The 17,788-nt window shown below is 64.5% G+C and carries 16 protein-coding genes; 7 read left to right on the top strand and 9 right to left on the bottom strand.

The features are described 5' to 3' along the window. Positions 1 to 12 precede the first annotated feature (12 nt). Positions 13 to 525 (bottom strand): CinA family protein, encoded by a 513-nt coding sequence (locus BVH01_RS23635; protein WP_075932669.1) that lies wholly within the window; start codon positions 523 to 525, stop codon positions 13 to 15. A gap of 78 nt (positions 526 to 603) precedes the next feature. On the opposite strand from BVH01_RS23635, the gene mutS reads away from it, so the two are divergent. Together mutS and fdxA are read left to right on the top strand one after the other, a co-directional pair. After that, positions 604 to 3,177, top strand: a complete 2,574-nt coding sequence (gene mutS / locus BVH01_RS23630; RefSeq protein ID WP_075932668.1) for a DNA mismatch repair protein MutS — start codon at positions 604 to 606, stop codon at positions 3,175 to 3,177. A 282-nt stretch (positions 3,178 to 3,459) separates the two neighbouring features. After that, complete coding sequence (gene fdxA / locus BVH01_RS23625; protein ID WP_070885600.1) at positions 3,460 to 3,783, top strand: ferredoxin FdxA; 324 nt, start codon at positions 3,460 to 3,462, stop codon at positions 3,781 to 3,783. A 526-nt stretch (positions 3,784 to 4,309) separates the two neighbouring features. Here the strand turns inward: fdxA and BVH01_RS23620 are convergent. From BVH01_RS23620 to BVH01_RS23610, 3 genes are all read right to left on the bottom strand, one after another. Then, positions 4,310 to 4,666: a PilZ domain-containing protein gene (locus BVH01_RS23620; RefSeq protein ID WP_075932667.1), complete on the bottom strand. Its 357-nt coding sequence runs from the start codon at positions 4,664 to 4,666 to the stop codon at positions 4,310 to 4,312. A gap of 61 nt (positions 4,667 to 4,727) precedes the next feature. Then, on the bottom strand, positions 4,728 to 5,150 hold the full coding sequence (locus tag BVH01_RS23615) for a DUF4124 domain-containing protein (protein WP_075932666.1): 423 nt from the start codon (positions 5,148 to 5,150) through the stop codon (positions 4,728 to 4,730). A gap of 34 nt (positions 5,151 to 5,184) precedes the next feature. Then, on the bottom strand, positions 5,185 to 5,562 hold the full coding sequence (locus tag BVH01_RS23610; protein ID WP_075932665.1) for a tol-pal system YbgF family protein: 378 nt from the start codon (positions 5,560 to 5,562) through the stop codon (positions 5,185 to 5,187). A gap of 180 nt (positions 5,563 to 5,742) precedes the next feature. Here BVH01_RS23610 and BVH01_RS23605 point away from each other — a divergent pair, with 180 nt between their 5' ends. After that, positions 5,743 to 6,651 carry a universal stress protein gene (locus BVH01_RS23605; protein WP_075932664.1) on the top strand — a complete coding sequence of 303 codons (909 nt, stop codon included), beginning with the start codon at positions 5,743 to 5,745 and terminating at the stop codon, positions 6,649 to 6,651. A 71-nt stretch (positions 6,652 to 6,722) separates the two neighbouring features. Further along, positions 6,723 to 8,174: a pyruvate kinase gene (pyk, locus tag BVH01_RS23600; protein ID WP_075932663.1), complete on the top strand. Its 1,452-nt coding sequence runs from the start codon at positions 6,723 to 6,725 to the stop codon at positions 8,172 to 8,174. A 61-nt stretch (positions 8,175 to 8,235) separates the two neighbouring features. Here pyk and BVH01_RS23595 read toward each other — a convergent pair whose 3' ends face one another. Together BVH01_RS23595 and BVH01_RS23590 are read right to left on the bottom strand one after the other, a co-directional pair. After that, positions 8,236 to 9,174: an iron-sulfur-binding ferredoxin reductase gene (locus BVH01_RS23595; protein WP_075932662.1), complete on the bottom strand. Its 939-nt coding sequence runs from the start codon at positions 9,172 to 9,174 to the stop codon at positions 8,236 to 8,238. Beyond that, the gene (locus BVH01_RS23590) at positions 9,167 to 10,294 is read right to left on the bottom strand and encodes a diguanylate cyclase (protein WP_075932661.1); all 1,128 of its coding nucleotides are present in this window, start codon (positions 10,292 to 10,294) and stop codon (positions 9,167 to 9,169) included. Before BVH01_RS23590 ends, BVH01_RS23595 begins: the two co-directional genes overlap by 8 nt. 195 nt (positions 10,295 to 10,489) lie before the next feature. On the opposite strand from BVH01_RS23590, the gene BVH01_RS23585 reads away from it, so the two are divergent. Beyond that, a complete protein-coding gene (locus tag BVH01_RS23585; protein ID WP_075932660.1) occupies positions 10,490 to 12,013 on the top strand; it encodes a fumarate hydratase in 1,524 nt (507 codons plus the stop codon). 151 nt (positions 12,014 to 12,164) lie between these two features. On the opposite strand, the gene BVH01_RS23580 is transcribed toward BVH01_RS23585, so the two are convergent. From BVH01_RS23580 to BVH01_RS23570, 3 genes are all read right to left on the bottom strand, one after another. After that, positions 12,165 to 14,573, bottom strand: coding sequence for a TonB-dependent receptor (locus tag BVH01_RS23580; protein WP_075932715.1), 2,409 nt, complete (start codon positions 14,571 to 14,573; stop codon positions 12,165 to 12,167). Positions 14,574 to 14,691: 118 nt separating this feature from the next. Further along, the gene (locus BVH01_RS23575) at positions 14,692 to 15,663 is read right to left on the bottom strand and encodes a FecR family protein (protein ID WP_075932659.1); all 972 of its coding nucleotides are present in this window, start codon (positions 15,661 to 15,663) and stop codon (positions 14,692 to 14,694) included. Further along, the gene (locus tag BVH01_RS23570; RefSeq protein WP_083659530.1) at positions 15,660 to 16,247 is read right to left on the bottom strand and encodes an RNA polymerase sigma factor; all 588 of its coding nucleotides are present in this window, start codon (positions 16,245 to 16,247) and stop codon (positions 15,660 to 15,662) included. Before BVH01_RS23570 ends, BVH01_RS23575 begins: the two co-directional genes overlap by 4 nt. Positions 16,248 to 16,397: 150 nt before the next feature. Between BVH01_RS23570 and BVH01_RS23565 the strand changes: the two genes are divergently transcribed. Both BVH01_RS23565 and BVH01_RS23560 read left to right on the top strand, forming a co-directional pair. After that, positions 16,398 to 17,072: a DUF1028 domain-containing protein gene (locus BVH01_RS23565; protein WP_075932658.1), complete on the top strand. Its 675-nt coding sequence runs from the start codon at positions 16,398 to 16,400 to the stop codon at positions 17,070 to 17,072. 88 nt (positions 17,073 to 17,160) lie between these two features. Continuing rightward, positions 17,161 to 17,709: a cysteine hydrolase family protein gene (locus tag BVH01_RS23560; RefSeq protein ID WP_075932657.1), complete on the top strand. Its 549-nt coding sequence runs from the start codon at positions 17,161 to 17,163 to the stop codon at positions 17,707 to 17,709. Positions 17,710 to 17,788: the final 79 nt, after the last annotated feature.

The raw sequence follows: 17,788 nt of genomic DNA, 5'->3' as shown, positions 1-17,788 counted from the left end.
TTCAGCACTCGCCTACCCCGCAGCAGGATTTTCTTCGACCAGTAGTCGCAACAGGCCCTGCAACGCCGCTTCCACGGTTTGCAAACGCACGGCATCCCGACCGCCGGGGAACTGGAAGCGCCGGCTGAACAATGTGTCGCCATCGCCCCAGGCGATCCACACGGTGCCGACCGGCTTCTCCAGGCTACCGCCGCCCGGCCCGGCGACGCCGCTGACTGCCGTTGCATAGCGCGCGCCACTCTGGGCCTGGGCGCCGCGCACCATGGCCTCGACCACCTCGCGACTGACCGCGCCTACCGCACCGAAGTGTGCTTCGGGCACGCCCAGCTGGCGGGTTTTCTGGGTATTGGAATAGGTGACGAAGCCAGCCTCGAACCAGGCCGAGCTGCCCGCCACACGGGTTATGGCCTCGGCGATGCCACCACCGGTGCAGGACTCGGCGGTGGTGACCTGAGCGTCCTTGGCCAGCAGCGCCTGGCCGAGACGGGCGGCGAGCTCGGTGATGGACCGTTCATCGATATTCATCTGCGCTCCGGGGTTAAAGCGGGAGGGGTCGATACCGTACACTACGCGCTTTTGCGATTCAGCCGGACACTCGACACGATGAGCCAAAGCGACCTCAGTTCTCACACCCCGATGATGCAGCAGTATTGGCGGCTGAAGAATCAGCACCCGGACCAGCTGATGTTCTATCGCATGGGTGACTTCTACGAGATCTTCTACGAGGACGCCAAGAAAGCCGCCAAATTGCTGGACATCACCCTGACCGCCCGCGGGCAGTCGGCGGGCCAGTCGATTCCGATGTGCGGTATTCCGTTCCACTCGGTCGAGGGCTACCTGGCCAAACTGGTCAAGCTCGGCGAGTCGGTGGTCATCTGCGAGCAGATCGGCGACCCGGCCACCAGCAAGGGCCCGGTGGAACGCCAGGTGGTGCGCATCATCACCCCGGGCACCATCAGCGACGAAGCGCTGCTCGACGAACACCGCGACAACCTGCTGGCTGCCGTATTGGGTGACGAGCGCCTGTTCGGCCTTGCCGTGCTGGACATCACCAGCGGCCGCTTCAGCGTGCTGGAGATAAAAGGCTGGGAAAACCTGCTGGCCGAACTCGAGCGCCTCAACCCGGCCGAGCTGCTGATTCCCGATGACTGGCCCCAGGGCCTGCCGGCCGAGAAGCGCCGTGGCTCGCGTCGTCGCGCGCCCTGGGATTTCGAACGCGATACGGCCCAGAAGAGCCTGTGCCAGCAGTTCGGCACCCAGGACCTCAAAGGCTTCGGCTGCGAAACCCTGACCCTGGCTATCGGCGCAGCCGGCTGCCTGCTGGCCTATGCCAAGGAAACCCAGCGCACCGCCCTGCCCCACCTGCGCAGCCTGCGCCATGAACGCATCGACGATACGGTGATCCTCGACGGCGCCAGCCGCCGCAACCTGGAGCTGGACGTCAACCTCGCCGGCGGCCGCGACAACACCCTGCAATCGGTGGTCGACCGTTGCCAGACCGCCATGGGCAGCCGCCTGCTCGGCCGCTGGCTGAACCGCCCGCTGCGTGACCGCGCAGTGCTCGAAGCCCGCCAGGAGTCGATTGCCTGCCTGCTGGACCGCTACCGTTTCGAAACCCTGCAGCCGCAGCTCAAGGAAATCGGCGACCTGGAGCGTATTCTCGCCCGTATCGGCCTGCGTAATGCGCGCCCGCGGGATCTGGCGCGCCTGCGCGATGCCCTTGGCGCCCTGCCCGAGCTGCAACAGGCCATGGCCCAGCTCGACTGCGCCCACCTGACCGCGCTGGCAGGCACCATCAGCACCTACCCGGAGCTGGCCGAGCTGCTCGCGACGGCGATCATCGACAACCCGCCGGCGGTGATTCGCGATGGCGGCGTGCTGAAGACCGGCTATGACGCCGAACTCGACGAGCTGCAGTCGCTCAGCGAGAACGCCGGTCAGTACCTGATGGATCTGGAAACCCGCGAGAAGGCCCGTACCGGCCTGGCCAACCTCAAGGTCGGCTACAACCGCGTGCATGGTTACTTCATCGAACTGCCGAGCAAGCAGGCCGAGTCGGCGCCGGCCGACTATATCCGTCGCCAGACGCTCAAGGGCGCCGAGCGCTTCATCACCCCCGAGCTCAAGGAGTTCGAAGACAAGGCGCTGTCGGCCAAGAGCCGCGCGCTGGCCCGTGAGAAGCAGCTCTACGAAGAACTGTTGGAGCGCCTGATCGGCCACCTCGGGCCGCTGCAGGACAGCGCCGCCGCGCTGGCCGAACTGGACGTGCTGAGCAACCTGGCCGAACGTGCCCTGAACCTGGACCTCAATCGCCCGCGCTTCGTCGACGAGCCGTGCATGCTGATCGAGCAGGGTCGCCACCCGGTGGTCGAGCAGGTGCTGACCACACCGTTCGTCGCCAACGACCTGAAGCTCGACGACGCCACGCGGATGCTGATCATCACCGGCCCGAACATGGGCGGTAAGTCGACCTACATGCGCCAGACCGCACTGATCGTGCTGCTCGCCCATATCGGCAGCTTCGTACCGGCGGCGCGCTGCGAGCTGTCGATGGTCGACCGCATTTTCACCCGCATCGGCTCCAGCGACGACCTGGCCGGCGGCCGCTCGACCTTCATGGTGGAGATGAGCGAAACCGCCAACATCCTGCATAACGCCAGCGACCGCAGCCTGGTGCTGATGGACGAAGTGGGCCGCGGTACCAGCACCTTCGACGGTCTTTCGCTGGCCTGGGCAGCGGCCGAGCAACTGGCCAGTCTGCGCGCCTACACGCTGTTCGCCACCCATTACTTCGAACTCACCGTGCTGCCGGAAAGCCAGCCGGCGGTGGCTAACGTGCACCTCAATGCCACCGAGCACAACGAGCGCATCGTCTTCCTGCACCACGTGCTACCCGGCCCGGCCAGCCAGAGCTATGGCCTGGCCGTGGCGCAGCTGGCGGGCGTACCGGGCCCGGTGATCCTGCGTGCCCGTGAACACCTGGCCCGCCTGGAAACCACCAGCCTGCCCCACGACCTGCCGCCGCAAGGTGCAGGGCAGCCGGCTGCACCGATGCAAAGCGACCTGTTCGCCAGCCTGCCGCACCCCGTGCTCGAGGAGCTGCAGCTGGTCAATCCGGATGACCTTAGCCCACGCAAGGCACTCGAACTGTTATATGCATGGAAGGCGCGGGTCTAACGCCGGAGCCAACTAGCTGATAGAATCCCGCGCGCTCCGGGAGCGCTGCGGCCTTTAGCAGGCCGTTGAAAACGTAGGCGAGGCAGGCAAGACAAGGCAAAAACGGCCGAAAAAGCGCAGTTTACAGGCTGTAAATGAGCATTTTTTGGCCGTTTTTAACGCAGTATTGCCAACGCAGGTAGTTTTCGACGGCTTGTTAGCCTGGCCCGCAGCCCATTCCAGAGCCTAAGAGCGGCCGATTCAGAAACCGCTCGCTGCCGTAGCCCGAGGAGAAAACTAGAAATGACCTTCGTCGTCACCGACAACTGCATCAAGTGCAAGTACACCGACTGCGTGGAAGTCTGTCCGGTGGACTGCTTCTACGAGGGCCCGAACTTCCTGGTGATCCACCCGGATGAGTGCATCGACTGCGCGCTTTGCGAGCCCGAGTGCCCGGCACAGGCCATCTTCTCCGAAGACGAGATACCCGATGGCATGCAGGAATACATCGAGCTCAACGCCGAGCTGGCAGAAGTCTGGCCGAACATCACCGAGCGCAAAGACGCCCTGCCCGATGCCGAAGAGTGGGATGGTGTGAAAGACAAGCTGCAGCACCTCGAGCGCTGAGCGAGGCGGCATCAGCCGTCGACGAAAATGCCGCTACCCGAACGGGTGCGGCATTTTTCATGGGCGTCTGAAAAGTTGGACTGATCGCGCCCTGGCGATCCAAGGCAGCAAATGGGAAGCTGCACGAGCACTTTTCGGCAGGCAAAAAAAGGGGCGGTTTTACCCGCCCACTCTTTTGTCCCTATTCCCTGAAACTCCCAACTCATCATCCTGATGAATCGCATCCCGCGACGTCCTGGCCGTTTTCCTTAACAGCCTGTGCTTGTCCCTGAGCACGGTTCAGATATTAGCGACTCAAGGATTTATCACAACGCCATGGCAGCGGTTGGTGCCGGCCAATAAAAGCCCCGTAAAATAAAATAAATTCTTTATATTCAACTAGTTAGAAAAACCATTTTTCAACGAGTCAGTTTCCAAGCGCTAAACCGTCATCTTTGCTTACAGTACGTGTAAGCAATGTCTTACACGGGCAGGAAGAAAAGAAGCGGAACGAGCGACGCAATGCACGATCGGCCTTTTCAAGCCGTCATACCGATGCCGCGAGCGGGTGAAAGCTGAAGTAGTAACGTAGCGCCTCGACCATCTCGAGATAGTCCTCGGGTGGCGCCTCGAGTGCGAACCCCGAATCGAAACTGCCTGGCGTCACGTCTTCCTGGCACCACTGGCAGGTGGCCGTGAAGTCGATGTAGCGAAAGCTGTCGCAACCCGGGATCTTCAACCGCAGGTCGAAGCAGCCGCCAACCAGTACCGGCAATTGGCTGATCAGCATCAGGCCATCCGCCGACACATTGCCCAGATGACCGATCGGTTTGTCGGTAAAGGCATTGAAGACGTTCAGGTAGTACGGCAGTTGATGCCGCTCGATATGGCGATTGGCGTTCATGATGGCAGAGCGCTATGAGTGTTAGCCGAGTATGCCGCCTACTTGGCGAACTGACCAGCGCTCATTGGCAGCGGCCTGACAACTGGCTGCCAAGCTGGGCCCGCGCGGCGTCCAGCTCCTGATCGCTGTAATAATGGCGTTCGCCATTGGCGCCTGGCTGGTAGTAGCGACGCCCTTGGGGCATCGAGGCGAGATGAGCACGCAGCTGGGCGCACTCCTTGGCGAGTTGCGCCTGCTGCTCACGGCGAGCCTGTGCCGCCTGCGCCTGTTCGTCGCGGCGCGCCTGGAAGTAGCGTTCGGCATGCTGCTCACGCGCCTGGGTGGCGGCGTCGCGCTCGACCACCTGCGGGCGTACCTCGATCACCCGCGCCTCGGCGCCTTGAGGCTGCTGGCCGAAATGCACCTGACCGTTTTCATCGACCCAGCGGTACACCTGCCCGAAGGCCAGGCAAGGTAGCAGCAACAGACTTAGCAACGCGCGCATCGCAGCCTCTCCCCCGGCGAGCAATCCTGTGCCGTCAGAGCGCTCCGGCAGGCGATACCTTGGCGGGCTCCGGCACGCCATGATGGCCGAGCTGACGCAGGGTTTCCAGCCGCGCGCGGGCACGGAAGGCGTATTCACTGGTGGGGTAGCGGCCAATGATGAACTGGTAGGTCTGCGCCGCATCGAGGTAGAGGTTCTGCCGCTCCAGGCATTGCCCGCGCAGCAGGGAAATCTCCGGCTGAATATAGCTGCGCGAACGGCTCGAACGCTCGGCCTGAGACAGATACAGCAAGGCGTCTTCGCAATCGCCCCGGTCGTAAGCCTGGTAGGCCTTGTTCAGATGGTGATCGAGCGACATGCGGGTGCACCCGCCAACGACCAGGACACAGCACAGCAGCAACAGAATACGCATGGGTTTCTCCTCCAATGGGCAGCGTATCGGCGCGGTCCGCGAAAACTGAACAGTCGTAACATGCTGCATTGGCTTGGACGATGAACGATTGGTGGCGGTCTTCTAGGCTGATTCAGGTCAACGCATGCCCGCTAAGGATGGGCTGCAATGCCAGAAAATCACGTTGCGAGGTCGCCCCCCATGAAACTCGAAAAGCTACTGGTCGTGATCGACGCCAGCCAACCCAGCCACCCCGCCCTGGAACGTGCCGCCTGGCTGGCCCGCCGCTCCCAGGCGCAGCTGCACGTGCTGCTGGTCGAGTATAGCGCCGCCCTGGATGGCAGCATGCTGGAAAACAGCCTGCAGAACAGAGCCCGGGATGCCCTGCTCGAGCAGCGCAACAAGTGGTTGCAGGAATTGCTTGCGCCCCTGCAGAGCGAAGGCCTGGCCCTGCAACAGGAGGTTCGCTGGGGTAAACGCCTGCACGAAACGGTGCTCGAAGCCGCCGAACTCCTGCAACCGGATCTGGTGCTCAAGTCCGCTGCCCACAATAATCTGCTGCGCCGCCTGCTGCTGACCGACAGCTGCTGGCAACTGATGCGCCACTGCCCGTTCCCGCTGTGGCTGGTGCACCACGCCGAATGGCGCGGACACAACCTGTGTACCGCCGTCGATCCGCTGCACAAGGACGACAAGCCAGCCACCCTCGATCATCACCTGATCGAGACCAGCCAGGCGCTTGCCAAGGCCCTGGGCATGCATGCAGACATCGTCCATTGCCACGCGCCACTGCCACGCACGCTGCTCAACAATACCGAACTGCTGGCCACTTACGAGAAGTACCTCAGCGACGATGCGCAGCAACACCATCAGGCATTCGATGAACTGGTGCGCCAGCACGCAATCGCACCGGACGCCGCTCACCTGCTCGAAGGTGCCCCGGAGAACATGCTGCCGCGCTTCGTGCGCAAGCACGAAATCGACCTGCTGGTGATGGGCGCCATCGCCCGCGGCCGGCTGGACACCATCCTCATCGGCCACACCGCCGAGCGCCTGCTCGAATCGGTGGACTGCGACCTGCTGGTGGTCAAGCTGCCTGCCGAAAAGTAGTGCAGCGCAACGATGACTACAGCGCGGCGGCGTAGTAGCCTCGCGGTCTGCTTCAATCAAGGAGTCCGCGCATGACCGTTCGCCGCACCAAAATCGTCGCCACCCTCGGCCCAGCCAGCAACTCGCCGCAGATGCTGGAAAAGCTGATCCTGGCTGGGCTGGATGTCGCCCGTCTGAACTTCTCCCACGGCTCGCCGGACGAGCACAAGGCACGCGCCCAGCTGGTACGCGACATCGCCGCCAAGCATGGCCGACACGTGGCCCTGCTGGGCGACCTGCAAGGCCCGAAGATCCGCATCGCCAAGTTCGCCAACAAGCGTATCGAGCTGGAAGTCGGTGATCGCTTCACCTTCTCCACCAGTCATCCACTGACCGAGGGCAACCAGCAGGTTGTCGGTATCGACTACCCGGATCTGGTCAAGGATTGCGGCGTCGGCGACGAGCTGCTGCTTGACGATGGTCGCGTGGTCATGCGCGTTGAAAGCACCACCCCCGATACCCTCGAATGCGTCGTACTGATCGGCGGCCCACTGTCCGACCACAAGGGCATCAACCGTCGTGGTGGTGGCCTCACCGCCCCGGCCCTGACCGAGAAGGACAAGGCCGACATCAAGCTCGCGGCCGAAATGGACCTGGATTACCTGGCCGTGTCCTTCCCGCGTGATGCGGCGGACATGGAATACGCCCGCCAGCTGCGTGACGAGTCTGGCGGCAAGGCCTGGCTGGTCGCCAAGATCGAGCGTGCCGAAGCGGTCGCCGACGACGAAACCCTCGACGGCCTGATCAAGGCCAGCGACGTGGTGATGGTGGCCCGTGGCGACCTGGGCGTGGAAATCGGCGACGCCGAGCTGGTGGGCATTCAGAAGAAGATCATTCTGCACGCACGTCGCCACAACAAGGCGGTGATCGTCGCGACCCAGATGATGGAGTCGATGATCCAGAACCCGATGCCGACCCGTGCCGAGGTCTCCGACGTAGCCAACGCCGTGCTCGACTACACCGACGCGGTCATGCTGTCGGCCGAGAGCGCCGCCGGTGCCTACCCGCTGGAAGCCGTGCAGGCCATGGCGCGCATCTGCCTGGGCGCCGAGCGTCACCCGACCGGCAAGAGCTCCAGCCACCGTATCGGTAAAACCTTCGAGCGTTGCGACGAGAGCATCGCCCTGGCGGCGATGTACACGGCCAACCACTTCCCGGGCGTGAAGGCGATCATCGCGCTCACCGAGAGTGGCTACACCCCGTTGATCATGTCGCGTATCCGCTCCTCGGTGCCGATCTACTCGTTCTCCCCACACCGCGACACTCAAGCGCGCTCGGCCATGTTCCGCGGCGTGTACACCATTCCGTTCGACCCGGCCGCCCTGCCCCCGGGCGAAGTCAGCCAGGCTGCGGTGGACGAGCTGCTCAAGCGTGGCCTGGTCGAGCAAGGCGACTGGGTCATCCTTACCAAGGGCGACAGCTACCACACCATCGGCGGCACCAACGGCATGAAGATCCTGCATGTCGGTGACGCACTGGTCTGAGGATCAGCGCAGCAACGAGAAGGCCCGCATCGATGCGGGCCTTTTCATGTGTGTCGGATAATCAGGCGTGAGGCACAAACTGGTCGCTCAGTAGCTGGCTGCGCGGCAGGCCAGCCAAGTACAGACGCCGTGAGAACGCCTCAACCGCCTCGGAACCGCCGCAGAGCAAGGCCACCGTCTGCCGGGACGCGAGGCGCAGGGCCGACAGGAACGCGGGCAACTGCGCCGCCTCGATCAGTTCGACCTGCACCCGTGGATTATGCAGGGCGACTTCCCGCAGCGACTGCGCCAGGTAATGCTCTTCACCCGTGCTGGCCAGATGCACGACGCGGATCGGTCCCTGATGATCCTGACGCAGCGCCTCGCGCAACACGGCCCACAAGGGCGCCAGGCCGGTTCCGGCGCCGAGCAGCCAAAGCGGCCGTTCCTGCCAGTCAGCGTCGTAGCGCAGCGCCCCGCCGCTCAATGCTCCGAGGCGAAGACTATCGCCCGTCTGAAGCTGCCGGGCGGCATCACAGAAAGCGCCAGGCCGGCCACAATCGATGTGAAATTCCAGGCTGGCGTCTTCCCCAGGCAGACAGGCCAGCGAGTATGGTCGGGCGATACCCTCGGCCGTCCATAACAGCAGGTGCTGGCCCGCCCGATAGCGCAGGGGTTGCTGCGGCTGCAGGCGCAGGCGCACTACCCGCTCGCTGAGCCAATCCAGGGCCTGTACCTGTGCCGGCAGCCCATCGCGGGTCGGGTCGAATACTTCCACCTGCAAAGGCTCGACCACGCTGCACTGGCAAGCCAGCCGCCAGCCCTGCTCGCGGCGCGCGGAATCGAGGGCGTCGGGTTTGGCGTCGCGTGGCTCGCCCGCCACGCAGCGCACCATGCAGGCCTGGCAACTGCCGGCGCGGCAACTGTAGGGCACCGCCACGCCGGCGCCGAGCAAGGCATCGAGCAGATTGCTGGCAGCGCCCACCTCCCAGTGGCGCTCACCGAGGCGCAGCTCAGGCATCGGCCAGCATCCAGGTCGAGGCACTGCAATTGCGGCCACTGCGCTTGGCCTGGTAGAGCGCCTGGTCGGCCCGGTGCAGGGCTTCGTCGAGATCGTCGTGCATGGTCACCAGGGTCATTCCCACGGACAGGCTGAGATTGGGCACCTTAACATTAACCGGCTCGCACTCACTGAACGCCACGCGCAGGCGCTCGCAGCAGGCCAGGAAGGAATCGGCATCGGTATCGGGTATCAGCAGGACGAACTCCTCGCCACCGTAGCGGGCGATCACGTCACCTTCGCGCAGACAGGCGCTGGCCACGCCGGCGAAAGCTTGCAGCACGCGGTCGCCGGCGGCATGACCGTGCCGGTCGTTGATGCTCTTGAAGTGATCCAGATCGATCAGTGCCAGGCCGTGCTGGCGCAGGGGCGTCAGGCTCTCCAGCGCCTGGGCGGCCATGCGCAGGAAATGCCGGCGGTTGTACAGGCCGGTGAGTTCGTCGGTGGCCACCATGTCCTCGAGCTGGCGCATCATGCCGCGCAGGGTTTCCTGGTGCGCCTGCAGGGCGAAGCGGCGCTTGCGCATACGCTGGCGCATCTGCTGCATGTACCAGGCGAACAGGTTCAGCCAGGCCAGCACCAGGCCCAGCACGCAAACCTGCAGCACTGCCAGGCCGAGATCCCGGGTGGTGCCCGCCTGGAACTCGTAGATATTGATGGCCAGGAAACCGCCGAAGGCCAGGCACGCGCAGCGAAAGAACACCCAGGTGCGCAGCTGGAACAGCCCGAACAGCATCGACATCGGGTAGACCACCAGCAGACTGCCGCGCCCATGGTCGAGCATGGCGACCAGCGCCGTGGTCAGGCCCAGAGCAACCAGCACCTGCACCTCGGTCAGGCTCGGGTCAGCGAAGCCCAGGTTGCGACCACTGAGAAAAGCGCCGAGAAATGCCAGCTGGCTGATCACGGTAGCGCCCAGCAGCAGCGCGACCGCATTGCCGGCTGCGCTGAACAGGCCACAGAAATAAGCCACCAGCACGACGACGGAGAGGGTCAGGTAGGTGGCCACGGCCATGCCGAAGCGCTTGATCAGCAGGCGCTGCAGGGTCTTTTGATTGAGTGGATGGTTGCTGGAGGTCATGGGCTCCCTCCCATACTGGCAACTGGCCTCCACTCTAACCGTGCGCCATGCAAAAGCCTAGTGAATATGTGGAGTCATCGCGCCAGCCCAACGGGTGTCCCGCGCGCCGCCTGCGCGGTATACTGCCGCGCCTTTTAGAACGAGCCGGCAACGCTCCGGCATTTGAAGTTCCTGCCCTACAAGGGAGCGCCCTACATGACCGTGATCAAGCAAGACGACCTGATCCAGAGCGTCGCCGACGCCCTGCAGTTCATCTCCTACTACCACCCCGTCGACTTCATCCAGGCGATGCACGAAGCCTACCTGAAGGAAGAATCGCCGGCTGCCCGCGACTCCATGGCGCAGATCCTGATCAACTCGCGCATGTGTGCCACCGGCCACCGCCCGATCTGCCAGGACACCGGCATCGTCACCGTATTCGTCAAGGTCGGCATGGACGTGCGCTGGGACGGCGCCACCATGAGCGTCGACGACATGATCAACGAAGGCGTACGCCGCGCCTACAACCTGCCCGAGAACGTGCTGCGCGCCTCGATCCTGGCCGACCCGGCCGGTGCCCGCAAGAACACCAAGGACAACACCCCGGCCGTGATCCACTACTCCATCGTCCCTGGCGACAAGGTGGAAGTGGACGTCGCGGCCAAGGGCGGCGGCTCCGAGAACAAGTCGAAGATGGCCATGCTTAACCCGTCCGACTCGATCGTCGATTGGGTGCTGAAGACCGTGCCGACCATGGGCGCCGGCTGGTGCCCGCCCGGCATGCTCGGCATCGGCATCGGCGGTACCGCCGAGAAGGCCGCGGTGATGGCCAAGGAAGTGCTCATGGAGCACATCGACATCCATGAACTGCAGGCCCGTGGCCCGCAGAACAAGATCGAAGAGCTGCGTCTGGAGCTATTCGAGAAGGTCAACCAGCTGGGCATCGGCGCCCAGGGCCTGGGCGGCCTGACCACCGTGCTCGACGTCAAGATCATGGATTACCCGACCCACGCGGCTTCGCTGCCGGTGTGCATGATCCCCAACTGCGCCGCCACCCGTCACGCCCACTTCGTGCTCGATGGCAGCGGCCCGGCCGAGCTGGAAGCGCCTTCCCTGGACGCCTACCCGGAAATCGTCTGGGAAGCCGGCCCGTCGGCGCGCCGCGTCGACCTCGACACCCTGACCCCGGAAGACGTGCAGAGCTGGAAGCCGGGCGAGACCATCCTGCTCAACGGCAAGATGCTCACCGGTCGCGACGCTGCGCACAAGCGCATGGTCGAGATGCTCAACAAGGGTGAGCAACTGCCGGTCGACCTGAAAGGCCGCTTCATCTACTACGTGGGCCCGGTCGACCCGATCGGCGACGAAGTGGTAGGCCCAGCCGGCCCGACCACCGCCACGCGGATGGACAAGTTCACCCGGCAGATCCTCGAGCAGACCGGCCTGTTGGGCATGATCGGTAAATCCGAGCGCGGCCCGACCGCCATCGACGCGATCAAGGACAACAAGGCCGTGTACCTGATGGCCGTCGGTGGCGCCGCCTATCTGGTCGCACAGGCGATCAAGAAGTCCAAGGTGCTGGCATTCGCCGAGCTGGGCATGGAAGCGATCTACGAGTTCGAGGTCAAGGACATGCCGGTCACCGTCGCCGTCGACAGCAACGGCGAGTCGGTGCACATCACGGGTCCTGCGATCTGGAACAAGAAGATCGCCGAAAGCCTGGCGGTGGAAGTGCAGTAAGCATCGCCCTGCGATAGACAAGAGCCCGGCCTAGCGCCGGGCTCTTGCTTTTCTGGGGTTTGGAGCGTCAACCGTCCCCGGGTATCGCTACGCTCAACACCGGGCTACAGGCGATCAACGTAGCCTGTGGTTGAGCGAAGCGATACCCAGGTCAGAACTCCAGGGTACTGGAGAGCTGCACTTGGCGCGGCTCGCCGACGGAGACGGCAAGGTTGTTCACCGAGGAGCTGTAGTAGGTCTTGTCGAACAGGTTCTTCACGTTGAGCTGCAGCTTGAGCTTGTTGTCGCCCAGGCGCGTGTCGTAGCTGGTAAAGGCGTCGGCCACGGTGTAGGACGGCAGGGTGAAGTTATTGGCCGCATCGCCCTCCCGGTCACCCACGTAGCGGGCCCCTAAACCTGCGCGCACACGGTCGGCACCGAACACCTGACCAAAGTCATACACGCCGTACAGCGACGCGGTGTGCCGGGCCACGTTCTGCAGACCATTGCCCTTGAGTTCCGGGTCCTTGGTGACTTCGGCATCGGTAAAGGCATAGGTGCCGATCAGGCTGAGGTCATCGGTCAACTGCCCGGTCACGTCCAGCTCGACACCGCGGGAGCGCACTTCGCCAGCACCGGTGGCAATAGTTTCACCACCCACGGTCTGGGTCACCAGCACGTTTTCCTTGACGATATCGAACAGCGCCAGCGTGCCGGTAACGCGCCCGGGCATATCCAGCTTGGCGCCGATCTCCCAGCTCTTGCCCTCCTCCGGCTGCACGCCATTGATGGAAGCACCATTGGTCAGCGGCGCGATGGTCGAGTTGGGCTTGAACGATTCGGTGTAACCGCCATACAGCGACAGCTCGTCGTTGAGTTTGTACACCAGCCCTACCCGCGGTACCCAGACCTGGCCGTCGATATCGGTGTTCTTGTTGAACGGCCGACCGCGCCCGGACATCTGGTCATAGAGCTGGTAGCGCGCTCCAGCCACGAAGATCCACTGCTCGTTGAGGTGCACCGAATCCTGCAAGAACGCCGACTGGGTAACGACGCGATCGGTCTGGTCGCTGTCGCTGGCAACCACCGTGGTGGGCACCGGCACGTTGCCGTAGACCGGGTTGAACGGGTCGAAACGGACGGCGGTGTTCTGGCGCAACAGATCCTCACGGTAGAACTTGCGGTATTCGTGATCCACGCCCATCAACAGGTCGTGCTGCATACCGCCAAGCTGCACCTTGCCATCCAGATCGAAGGTGGCGAAGTGCGAGGTGCTGACCGCACCCCGGGTGCCATCCAGGCGACGAACATAGGCGTTACTGCTATCGGAGGGCGGCTCGCGAAGAATTCGCGCCTGGTAGTCGTCGTAGCTGTCACGGTTGTAGCTGTAGGCGAAGTGGGCTTTCCAGTCTTCGTTGAGCTGATGCGAGAGGTCGAAGATGGTCAGGTTCGAGCGGCCTTCGGTGATGTTGTAGGCCTCGTCCAGCCGGCGCTCGGCGGGAATGTCCAGCGGCTTGCCATTGCGAAAGAGGGTGCCGCGGTCGAACGGCACCGAATACTCGCGGTACTCGTGGCTGAGGGTGACCGTGGTGTCCTCGCCGTACCAGGCCAGGGAGGGTGCGAAGGTCTTGTCGCGGTTGTGGCCGAAGTCGCGCCAATAGTCGGCGTCGTCATAATCGGCGACCAGCCGGTAGGCCAGGCCGGTTTCGCCCAGCGGGCCGGTCACGTCCAGGGTGCCGCCGCTGCCATTCTTGCCGTGGCCGTAGGTCGAGGCACGGCCGGTGATGGCGCGGTAGCTTTCCAGCTGCGGTTTCTTGCTGACCACATTGATCACCCCGCCCGGATCGAGAATGCCGTAGAGCATCGACGACGGCCCCTTGAGCACTTCGACGCGCTCGGCGGTGGCGGTGAAGTTGCGGCCCTGGATGGTGCGCATGCCGTCACGCAGGATGGAGCCGTCGCGGTTATCGCCGAAACCGCGCTTCATCACCGCATCCAGGGTGCTGCCCAGGGTGTTGGACTGGGTGATGCCGCTGACGTTGACCAGCGCCTCGTCGAGCGTCTGCGGCTGCTGATCCTGCAGCACCTGGGTCGGCACCACCGCGACGGCCTGGGGGATCTCCAGCAGCGGCGTGTCGCTGCGCGTCAGCGAAGTGGTTTCCGGCGGCTGGTAGCTAGTGCTCGGCGTGCGCTGCGACTGGATGTTCACCGCACCAAGGTTCAGGGCGCCGTCGCTGGGCAGTGCCTGCAGGGTGACGGTACTGGCACCCGCCCGGGCGAAGGTGAAACCGGAACCGGCCAGCAACCGGGCCAGCGCCTGCTCGGCGCTCATGCGCCCCTCGAGCGCTGGCGCCTGTAACGCGTAGGGCGCTTCGTCGGTGTACACCACATTGAGGCCAGTGATGCGGCTGAAGGCATCGAGCGCCCGAGGCAGTGGCTGCGCAGCGATGGCGAAGTCGTAGGTCGCGGCCTGATCGGCGCTGGCCTGGGCCAGGGCGGGTTGCGACAGGGGCAGGATGGCCGAGCCCAGCAGGCAGGTGGCCAGACCGATGTGTTTCAAGGAGGCATCCTGCCGGCGCATGGTGCGGTGGTTCATGGTGGTGTTCATCCAGAGGCGGGCTGTCAGTGCGAAAAAGTCGCATTCAAAGCACTACACGAATGCCGTGCGGCTCTACCTCACCCCAGCCTGAAAATATTTTTCAGCGCAGGATGATCAGCCGCCCCAACACCTTGTGCTGCTCGAAGCCCACCACGCCCTGCAGGGCATCGAGAATCGCCCCGGGATCCTGGCTGGCGAAGCTGCCGCTGACCCGTTTGCCGCGCAGCGCGTCGTCGAGCAGCACGATGCGCCCCGGGTAATAACGGCGTAGTTCGTCGAGCACATCGCCCAGCGGGGCGCGATAGAAACTCAGGCGGCCATCGCGCCAGGCGGTCAGCGCACTGGTGTCGACGGCCAGGGGATTGCCGCTGACGCCATCCCGGTAACTGACCTGCTGATCGGCAGTCAGTACCCGCGGCGCCTCCAGTGGCCCGCCGCGCACCGCCACCCGCCCCTGCTGCACCGAAACTCGCGCGCCCTCCCCCAGGTGCCGCACCTCGAAGCGCGTGCCGAGCACCCGCGCCTCGCCACCGGCCGCGGCTACGGTAAAGGGAATCTCGCCCGGCACCACGCGGAAATACGCCGCCCCACGGCGCAGCTCTACGTGCCGCTCGCCCACGCTGTAGCGCACGGCGATGGCGCTGTCGGCGTCCAGCACCACGCTCGATCCGTCGCTTAGCGTCACCGTGCGTACCTCACCCGGCGCCGACACCATATCCGCGCCCAGGTCATCGACCCAGCGTAGCGGCTGCCAGCCGCCGACCCACACCACCAGCAGCAGGCAGGCGGCCATCGCCAAGCTCGGCGCCCAGTACCGGCGCCGGCGCTTCGGCGCACGCAGGTACTGCTGCAGGGCGGCGTGCTCCTCCTCGGCCAGTTGCTGGGCAGCCGGGCGGCTCAGGTGCCAGAGCGACTGCATGTGCACGAAGGTATCGACGTGCTCGGGCGCAGCGGCCAGCCATTGCTCGAATGCCATCTGCACGCCATCGTCGGGCTGGCCCTGCAGGCGGCCGAGCCACAGCCAGGCATCCTGCTCGATAGGCGACAGCGGTGGGGATGACTCGAGGCTCATGGCGCAGCGCTTCCGTGTGAATGGCTGGCCGGCATATCGATGACGCTGGCCTTGCAAGCTTCCAGGGCGCGCATCATATGTTTTTCCACCGCGCTCTGGGAAAGCGTCATGCTGCGGGCGATCTGCCCGTAGGTCTGGCCGTGGATGCGGTTGAGCAGAAAGATGTGCCGGGTGCGCTCTGGCAAGGCCCGCAAGGCCGCCTCGACACGGCGCAGATCACTGCCCGCCTCCAGCGCTGCATCCAGCGAAACGCTCGAATCGCCGCGCTGCTCAGGCAGCAGACCCGCCTCGTTACGGGAGCGAGCGCCCTCGCTGCGCAGGTGGTCGATGGCCAGGTTGTGGGCGCTGCGAATCAGATAACTGCCCATGTCTTCGAGCGGCGCACTGGGCCGTCGCCAGAAGCGCAGAAACAACTCCTGTACCAGATCCGCCGCCGTCGCCCGACAGCCGACGCGCCGACGCAATACCGCTTCCATCTGTTCGCGACGGGCGAGAAAGGTGTGCAGGAACGCGTCACGTTGCACCGGCTCCGTCACGGACGGGTCGGGCTGGCGAGATTCGGGCGAGGACGGGAGATCGACCATGTAAACGGACTGCTCGTGGCGATGCGGACAGAAGCGAGACGGCAAGGCGGCGAATGATAATGCTTATCAACAAATACCGATAGCCATACGACGAGCGGAACGATCACGCACGAGAAGCGGCCTAAGCCACACGCGCAAAAAGGAGCCGCCATGACCTTTTCCATCGTTGCCCGCTGCCCACGAACCGGCCAGTTCGGCGTTGCCGCCGCCACCGCCATGCCCGCCGTGGGCAAATTGCTCAGCCATGCAGCGGCCAGTGCCGGTGCGGTGGCGACCCAGGCCCAGGTCAACCCATACCTGGGGCTCGACGGCCTGGCGCTGCTGCGCGCTGGGCATTCGGCGCCAGCCGCCCTGAAGCGACTGATGGACACCGACCCGTGCATGCAACTGCGCCAGCTGGCGCTGATCGACAGCAACGGCGACAGCGTGTGCTGGACGGGCAGCGAGTGCATCCCCTGGGCCGGCTCGCTGTCCGGCGAACAGTTTTCCGTGCAGGGCAATCGCCTGGCCGGCCCGCAGGTGCTCGATGCCGTCGCCGATGCTTTCCGCCGCGGTGAGGACCGCCCGCTGGTCGAGCGCCTGATCGATGCCCTGGAAGCCGGCGATGATCGCGGTGGCGACCGTGAAGGAGAATCCTCGGCGGTCATCTATATCGTCGACCGCGAGGAATACCCGCTGTGGGACATCCGCGTCGACCATCACCGCGACCCGGTCGCCGAGCTGTGGCGCCTGCACGCCGTGTTCGCTCGCGAGGTGCTGCCGGAAATCCTCGCCATGCCGACCCGCGACAATCCGGCAGGCAAAGCGGCCGAAGATTCGGTGTGACGCAGCTGCGCGCAGAGATCGGCGCTTCACCCTGCCGTTTCGCCGGCTTGCAGGTTAAGGTGTGGGTATCCATACCCCGGAGAACGCCATGAGCAAGCGCGCCCTGATTCTGATCGACATCCAGAACGACTACTTCCCTGGCGGCAAGTGGTCGCTACACGAAATGGACGCTGCCACCGCCAACGCCGCGCGCGTGCTGGCCGCCGCCCGCGCCGCGGGTGATACGGTAGTGCACGTGCGCCATGAATTCGAGAGCGTGGACGCGCCCTTTTTCGCGCCCGGTTCCAGCGGCGCGCACATCCATGAACAGGTCGAGCCGCGGGCTGGCGAAAGCGTGGTGCTCAAGCACAAGGTCAACGCCTTTCTCGGTACCGACCTGAAGGCGCTGCTGGACAAGGCTGGCGTGCAGCAAGTCTCCCTGGTCGGCGCCATGAGCCATATGTGCATCGACGCCGCGGCCCGCGCCAGCGCCGATTTCGGTTACGCCACTACGGTGATTCACGATGCCTGCGCAACCCGTGATCAGGAGTTCGAAGGCAAGCAGGTGTCGGCCGACCAGGTGCAGGCGGCCTATATGGCCGCCCTGGCATTCGCCTATGCGTCGGTGGTGTCGACCGAGCAGTATCTGGCGGGCTGACGCCTGCTGGCATTTGTGGGAGCGCGCCATGCGCGCGACGATAACTCCACAACTCCGTAGCCTGCGGTTGAGCGCAGCG

Origin of the sequence: Pseudomonas sp. PA1(2017) (assembly GCF_001945375.1) — a bacterium.
Lineage (GTDB): Bacteria > Pseudomonadota > Gammaproteobacteria > Pseudomonadales > Pseudomonadaceae > Aquipseudomonas.
This window is presented reverse-complemented; position numbering and strand designations above follow the sequence as displayed.